This window comes from Sphingorhabdus buctiana (assembly GCF_042680825.1).
GTDB classification, from domain to species: domain Bacteria; phylum Pseudomonadota; class Alphaproteobacteria; order Sphingomonadales; family Sphingomonadaceae; genus Sphingorhabdus_B; species Sphingorhabdus_B buctiana.
In genome coordinates this window covers 158,466-166,096 of the sequence record NZ_JBHUEL010000009.1, presented here as the reverse complement: position 1 = coordinate 166,096, position 7,631 = coordinate 158,466, and the positions used below count along the sequence as shown (strand labels likewise).

6 protein-coding genes are annotated in these 7,631 nt (G+C 59.2%); all 6 read right to left on the bottom strand.

Annotated elements, in window-relative coordinates; genetic code table 11:
- Positions 1-131: 131 nt before the first annotated feature.
- Genes copM through ACFSAG_RS10575 form a run of 6 tightly spaced genes read right to left on the bottom strand, consistent with a single transcriptional unit; the run spans position 132 to position 7,575 of the window.
- Positions 132-521 carry a CopM family metallochaperone gene (gene copM / locus ACFSAG_RS10600; RefSeq protein ID WP_381514514.1) on the bottom strand — a complete coding sequence of 130 codons (390 nt, stop codon included), beginning with the start codon at positions 519-521 and terminating at the stop codon, positions 132-134.
- Between the two features lie 45 nt (positions 522-566).
- Positions 567-1,181 carry a transmembrane anchor protein gene (locus ACFSAG_RS10595; protein WP_374614377.1) on the bottom strand — a complete coding sequence of 205 codons (615 nt, stop codon included), beginning with the start codon at positions 1,179-1,181 and terminating at the stop codon, positions 567-569.
- Between the two features lie 12 nt (positions 1,182-1,193).
- Complete coding sequence (locus ACFSAG_RS10590; protein WP_374614375.1) at positions 1,194-1,913, bottom strand: HupE/UreJ family protein; 720 nt, start codon at positions 1,911-1,913, stop codon at positions 1,194-1,196.
- Entirely contained in the window at positions 1,910-5,083 is a 3,174-nt protein-coding gene (locus tag ACFSAG_RS10585; RefSeq protein WP_381514512.1) for an efflux RND transporter permease subunit, read from the bottom strand. The genes ACFSAG_RS10590 and ACFSAG_RS10585 overlap by 4 nt, the downstream gene beginning before the upstream one ends.
- A gap of 15 nt (positions 5,084-5,098) precedes the next feature.
- Positions 5,099-6,340 carry an efflux RND transporter periplasmic adaptor subunit gene (locus ACFSAG_RS10580; protein ID WP_381514509.1) on the bottom strand — a complete coding sequence of 414 codons (1,242 nt, stop codon included), beginning with the start codon at positions 6,338-6,340 and terminating at the stop codon, positions 5,099-5,101.
- Positions 6,337-7,575, bottom strand: coding sequence for a TolC family protein (locus tag ACFSAG_RS10575; RefSeq protein WP_381514507.1), 1,239 nt, complete (start codon positions 7,573-7,575; stop codon positions 6,337-6,339). Before ACFSAG_RS10575 ends, ACFSAG_RS10580 begins: the two co-directional genes overlap by 4 nt.
- Positions 7,576-7,631 lie beyond the last annotated feature (56 nt).

Genomic DNA, 7,631 nt, shown 5'->3' with positions numbered 1-7,631 from the left:
GACCAGCACTGGCCAAGGAGGCAATCATGCACTAACAATCAACACGGACCACTCAATGGGGGCCGGTCAATCCCGTCCCCAATAGCGATAGTGCCGATGCGGTTACCAGTTTGATCGTCATCCTCTCCTCCTTAGTGACTGTCATGCCCTGAAGCAGCCGTGGCAGGCGCATCTTTGCCATTTTTCTCCAGCCATGCCTTCATTTGTGCAATTTCCGATTCCTGCGCCTTGATCACGTCTTGGGCAAGTTTGCGGACTTCAGGGTCTTTGCCATGTTCGAGCGCAACCTCTGCCATTGCGACCGCGCCTTCATGATGCGGGATCATGCTGCGCATGAAATCCGCATCTGCATTGCCTGTGAAGGTCATGGTCATGTCTTTGTGCATCTTGTCGTTTGCCGCTTTGAACGCGGCTGTTGACGGGCTGTCGCTGGTCCTTGCGTTTTGTTTCGACGTTTCATCTTCGGGCGAGCAGGCGGCAGCGGCCAGGCTCGCTATCAGGATCAGTTTTTTCATCATCATTCCTTTTCAATCGAACCTGGCGGCCCGGCGAGTCGCCATCAGCTGTCAGACCACGCGTTTGATGTCGGTGTAGGCACCGGTGGTCTTCAGCACGACCGTTACGGTTCCATCCGAGCGGTTGCGCCAATACCAGCCGTGTGTGCCGTCAAATGCGGCGACCAGCGTGCCTTTCTCCCCGGTCGATGCCTTGCCCTTGCCATAGCCGTGATAGAAGCCCTTGCGCCGGACGACCGGATCGCCATGCGCGTCGTAATTTACGTGCCCACCCGTGACGGCCCAGTCGAAGGCTACGCTGGCACCCTTTGATGCGCTGACTTTGATTTCGGCGGCTTCTCCGGGCGCTAGCTTGACCGTCATCGTGTCGTTGCGGGCGGCAACAGCAGCTTGGGGGGTGGCCGGGGTTGGTTGGGCCGGGGCAGTGATCGTCCCGTCATCTGCGGCCCGGTCGGCGGCTGCTTCTTCGGCCAACTGCGTCTTGATTTCGCCCATTTCGGTCAGGCCGAGAACGCCGCCCAGCCCGGTCGGGTCGATCCCATATTCAGACGGCATGACGACGGCAACGAGGATCGCCGCCGCGCCGCCCATTGCGAGGAAGGTCGAGCCGACAAGTTGCCGTGTGGTCGGTAATTCCGACATGTCGGGAAGTTTGGAATTGAACATCGGTCTAGCTCCTTAAGCAACAATCAGTCCGGTGATCTGATAGCCCACCAGCAGAAATCCAGCACCCATCAGCAACACGTTCACCGCAAAGGCGTGGCGGGCAAAGCTGCCGCTTTTGCGCCAATAACCCATCAGGATGAGGATGGCCGAAAGCGCAAGCAATTGACCGACCTCGACCCCGATATTGAAGGCGATCAAATTGGTCAGCAGCCCGTCTGGGGACAATTCAAACTCCTGAATCTTCGTCGCCAGCCCGAAGCCGTGGAAAAGACCAAAGACCAGAGTTGCCACCTTTGTATTCGGCTGCACCCCGAACCAGCGCCGGTATGCGCCCAGATTGTCGAGCGCCTTGTACACCACCGACAGGCCGATGATCGCGTCGATGACGTAAGCATTGGCGCTGATGCCGGTCAGCACGCCGAACAGCATCGTCGTCGAATGGCCGACGGCGAACAGCGTTACATAAAGGCCGATATCCTTAAGCCGGTAGAGAAAAAAGATGACCCCGAACAGGAACAGCAAATGATCGTATCCGGTGACCATATGCTTGGCGCCCAGATACATGAACGGCATGAACTGGACGCCGCTGACTTCCTGAACATAGCCCTGATCGCCTTCGGCAACCCCGTGGGCATAGGCATCGGCAATGCCCGTTGCGAGGAACAGAAATGTGGCCAGAAGCACCCAGACCAACGGGTGATAGGCTTTCCTGGCGGATATAAAATTCATCATGCGGTTCCTTGCGCCAAATTCGGCGATGGGGTGGTGGTATTGTCATCAGCGGGCCGCTCTTCCCGTCCATGAATCAGCCGGTAAAGCGCAGGCAGCACGATTAGCGTCAGGATGGTTGAGGAAATGATGCCCCCGATCACCACACTGGCAAGCGGACGCTGCACTTCTGACCCTGCCCCGACGTTAAGCGCCATCGGTACGAAGCCCAGCGATGCGACCAATGCAGTCATCAACACGGGCCGTAATCGGGTCAGCGCACCTTCGCGGATGGCTTCGTCAAGCGCCATGCCGCGTTCGCGCAAATCCTTGATGAACGATAGCATGACGACGCCGTTCAACACCGCGACGCCCGATAGAGCAATGAATCCAACGCCTGCTGAAATTGACAAGGGTATATCGCGCAAGGCAAGTGCCGCTATCCCACCGGTCAACGCAAGTGGAACGCCGGAAAAGACGATGGTTGCATCGCGCACCGATCCGAACAAGGTGAACAGCAATCCGAATATTAGCACTAGGGCAAGCGGCACGACGATCTGGAGCCGCGTTGCTGCCGACTGGAGTTGCTCGAATGTCCCGCCATAGGCAACGTAATAGCCCTCCGGTAAGTTCACTTCTGAATCGATCTTGGTTTTGAGTTCGGCGATGAACGAGCCGAGATCGCGACCGCGGACGTTGGCTGTGATAACCGCACGTCGCTTGCCGTTCTCGCGGCTGATCTGGTTGGGACCGACCGACATTTCGATATCGGCCACCTGCGCAAGCGGCACAAAGCCCCCCGCGCCGTCCCCGCCGATGGGGATCGGCAAGGTGCCCAGTGCATCGACATTGGTGCGCATGGCTTCAGGCAAGCGCACGACAACATCGAAACGCCGGTCGCCATCGAATACCTGACCGGCAGCGCGTCCGCCGGTTGCTGTCGATACCGCATCCTGCACATCGCTCATGTTGATTCCGTAGCGGGCCAGCATATCGCGTTTGGGGGTTATCGACAGCACGGGCAAGCCCGTGACCTGTTCGATCTTGACGTCCTCGGCACCTTGGATCGTGCCGACGACTTCCTCAACCTCACCGCCGCTTTCGAGCAACTGGTCGAGATCGTCCCCGAACAGCTTGACCGCGACATCGGAACGGACGCCCGCAATCAACTCGTTCATCCGCATCTGCACAGGTTGGGTAAACTCGTAATTGTTGCCGGGCAGTTGGCTGACCGCTTTGTTCATTTCGGCGACAAGCTGGTCGCGCGGCTTGCGGGGGTCGGGCCATTCGGATCGATCCTTCAGCATGACGAAATTATCGGCAACCGAAGGCGGCATCGGATCGGTTGCAACCTCTGCGGTACCGATCTTGGCAAACACGCGCTCGACTTCGGGGAATTGCGCAATCCGTTTTTCCAGCGCTTCCTGCATTTGCACGGCTTGGCTCAGGCTGGTTCCGGGGATGCGCAAGGCGTGGAGAGCGATGTCGCCTTCATCGAGGTTTGGAATAAACTCCGACCCCAACCGGGTTGCGCCAAAGACCGCAAGCATTGTTAGCAGCACCGCGCCGCCAACCACCAGCTTACCGCGCTTCATCGTCGCGTCAAGCGCGGGCGCATAGCTGCGCGCCAGCCATGACATGACCCGGTTTTCCTTTTCTTCGACCTTGCCCGTAACGAACATAGCAATGGCCGCCGGAACGAAGGTGAGCGACAGCAACAAAGCCGCCGTCAACGCCATGACCACGGTAATCGCCATCGGGTGGAAGGTCTTGCCCTCAATGCCCGTTAGCGCGAAGATCGGAAGATAAACGACAGTGATGATGATGACGCCGAAGATACTGGGGCGGATAACCTCGGCGCTCGCGTTTGCCACCAGCCCGAAGCGTTCGTCGCGGTCGAGCAAACGTCCCATCTTGTGCTGCGCTTCGCCCAGACGCCGCAGGCAGTTTTCGACGATGATAACCGCGCCATCGACGATAAGCCCAAAATCGAGCGCACCCAGACTCATTAAGTTGGCCGAGGTTCGGGTTTGCACCATGCCCGTCAGCGTCATCAGCATTGAGACGGGAATGACCGCCGCCGTGATCAACGCTGCGCGGATGTTGCCGAGCAACAGGAACAGGATAACAACGACGAGCAATGCGCCTTCGAGCAAATTCTTCTCGACCGTGGCAATCGTCCGGTCGACCAGCGCGGTACGATCATAAAGCGGCCTTGCAATGATCCCGGCAGGAAGTGCCTTGTTGACCTCCACAAGCCGTTCAGCGGCTGCCTGCGCCACGATGCGCGGGTTTTCCCCGGTTAGCATCGCAATCGTGCCAAGCACGATCTCCTTGCCATTCTGGGTGGCCGCCCCGGTGCGCAGTTCGGAACCAATGACGACTTCGGCAACATCGCCGACGCGGATGGGAACGCCGCCGCGTGTCGCGACGATGATCTGCGACAGATCGGTCTCGTCCTTGGCCTGACCCGGCACGCGGATCAGGATTTGTTCGCCCGCACGCTCGACATAGCCCGCGCCCTTGTTAGCATTATTGCCCTCAAGCGCATCCACAATGTCGGTCAGCGACAATTTGAGCGCCGCCAATTGCTGCGGGTTAGGCGTCACATGATATTGCTTGGTGTAGCCGCCGATGGTGTTGACTTCGGCAACGCCGGGGATCGTCCGCATCTGCGGGCGGACCACCCAGTCAGATAGCGTTCGCAGTTCGATAGCCGTCCATTCGGAACCATCGGGTTTGCGCGCACCCTTTTTGGGTTCGACCGCATACATATAGATTTCGCCAAGACCCGTTGCGAGCGGGCCGAGTTGCGGCTCGATTCCGGGCGGCAGTTGCGATTTGGCCGACTGGATGCGTTCGTTCACCTGCTGGCGTGCGAAGAAGATGTCGGTGCCATCCTCGAACACCACGGTTACCTGGGACAGGCCATAGCGCGAGATCGAGCGGGTATAATTCAGCCCCGGGACGCCCGCGATGGCGGTTTCAATGGGAAAGGTAATGCGCTGTTCGGATTCGAGCGGCGAAAAACCCTCGGCCTCGGTGTTAATCTGCACCTGGACATTGGTGATGTCGGGTACAGCGTCGATGGGGAGCTTCGTCGCGCTATAAACGCCAATGGCGCACAACATGGCGACGACAGCAAGGACCAGCCAGCGCTGGCGAATGGAAAAGCCGATGATACGGGCAAGCATGTCAGTTATCCCCGATCAATGGTCATGGCTCGCGCCCGACTTTTCAACGTCGGCGCGAATGAGGAAGGCTCCTTTGGCGGCGTAGGGCGTGCCGGGTTTGATACCGGACAGCACCTCGGTCCATTCGGGCGACTTGCGTCCGAGTTCGAGCATACGCACCTCATACACCTCGCCATAATTGGCAAAGACCACAGTGAAATCGCGGAAGCGCTGCAAGGCCTCTGTGCGCACTGCCAGCGGCACTTGCACCGCATTGACGATCGCACGACCGCGCAAAGCCATGCCCGGACGCAACTGTCCGCCACGATTGGGAATCGCCACGCGCACCAGTGCGGTCCCGGCCTCTGCATTGCCATCGGGGAGATATCCCCCAATCCTTGCGTCAGCAATCGGGGTTCCGTCCATTGTTTCAACCATGACCTTCATCCCCGGCTGGATCGCACCCAGATCCTTGGGAAAGATGTTGAAAACTACTGTCGTCTGGGCGGGGTCGGTGATGACATAAAGCGCACGATCAAAGGTCACGTCGCCGGGATTTCCGTTCCTTTCGGCTACGACCCCACTAGCAGTCGAGTAAACCGGATAGACCTGCAAGGATTCGCTAGATTCAATGCGGGCTAGAAGCTGCCCTTTTTTCACATAGTCACCGACCGCTTTGGTCACCGAGACAATCCGCCCCGGAAACTGCCCGCGAATTTCGGAGCGAGCTGTCGTAGCCAACTGCACCGTGCCAAAAAGCTCGCGCATCTCGCCGATAGTAGCGGGACCAACCGTCTCAATCTCAACGCCACCCGCTTTTGCCGCCGCCGCAGCGATTGTTGTGCGGCCTTCGGGGCTGGCATATTTCCAGACATGGCGTTTGCCATTTTCGACCGCGACCACTTCAACATCGAAGCTGTGCGGTTCTGTCACCACGCCTTGGCCCGCCAGATAGTTCCTTTCGGGCTTGAACGCGAAGATGTTGGTTTCGCTGTCCAGACGCTTGAGCGTCACCGTCAGCTGCACCGCCTTGGGATCAAGCGGCTTGCCATCCTTGGTCGGATAGACGCGGAACTGCGGCTCTTGGCCGTCCTCGAAGATCGTCATTTCAACCGCAAAGTCGCCATTCTTCAGCAGGCGACCGCCGTTGGGTCCCTTGTCGGGTTCACTTTCGGTTTCTTTCTCCGTGTCTGAGGCAGTTTCTCCGCCGCCACACGCAGCCAAAGGAGCGACAAACAGAAGCGCAGCAGCCAGCCGCGCGATTATGATGTTTTTCATGGATTGATCCCCTTGTCGGCTGTGGCGTCAAAGCGCCCGGTCAGCCGGTCGATTTCGGTTTGAAGGTCACGATATTGGGTCATGGCGGCGAGCCACTGCTCCTGCACCGCGAGTATGGCATCGGCGGCGTCCTGAACGTCGCGGAAATTGAAACCGCCGCGATTATAGCCTTCACGCACTTGGGCCAGCGTCTTGACCGTGCGCGGATAGACCTCTGCCATGATCGCATCGGCGCGGGTCCGCGCGGCATCGGCATCGGCACGCAGCGAAGCGAGGCGCCTTAGCCGTTCAAGCCGGTTGGCTTCAGCGGTCAGTTCTGCTTGCAAGCGCTCGGCTTGCGCTCGCTCTATATTGCCTTGGTTTTTGTCAAACCGGCCTAGCGGAATAGTGACACCCGCAACCAACGCCACATCATTGGTTCCGCGCAGGAAACGCGCGCCACCGCTGACGGTGTAGTCTTGCACCCGCTTGGTCTGCTCGACCCTTACCGCAGCACTTGCCCGCGCGGTCTGCGCTTCGGCCAGTGCCAGATCAGCTGGTGCCAGCTTCTGTTCAACTGGCCTGTAAGGCAAAAAATCGCCAGCGACCTCAAGGTCCTCGCCAATACCCGACCAGAATGAGGCAAGCACATTGCGCGTTGCCCGCGCCTTGGCTTCGGCCTGATCGACGTCGATCTGGGCTTGGGCCACACGCGCCGCCGCGCGGGTTTCAACGAACAGCGGGTCTTTGTAACCCCGCACCCGGCGCAGCGCTTCGCGCTCAATTCCCTGCTCGGTTTCGAGGCGGTAGGTCGTAATCTTGACCACTGCATCGGCAATCATGACATCGATGAAAGAGCGCTCGACTGCCGCAGCAATATCGAGCCGCGTCACTTTTCGGGCTGCTTCGGCGACGCCGATGCCGCGCTCGGCCAAGCCGATCCGGGCATCCCGCTTTCCGCCGCGCTCGATAGGTTGGCTATACATGCCGGTGATCTCGGCTTGCCCCAGCACATTATAGGGGCCGGTGCCGACGAAATTTTCGGCCTCTACCATTACCGACGGATTGGGGCGGACGCCTGCTTGCACGCGGCCCGCACGGGCGGCCGCAATCTCGGCTTCATTCGCTTTAAGCAGCGGGGCGGCCTCTAGGGCCTTGGCAATGGCTTCCTCCAGCGTGATCGGCTCTGCGAGCGCAACACAGCTTGTAAAGACCAGCGCCGCCGCCAATAAAGCGGTGCGCAATTTGGGAAACATTTAGAAACTCCTGAACCTACAGACGCGATTCGGCACGGGCGTCACACCCGTCCCAG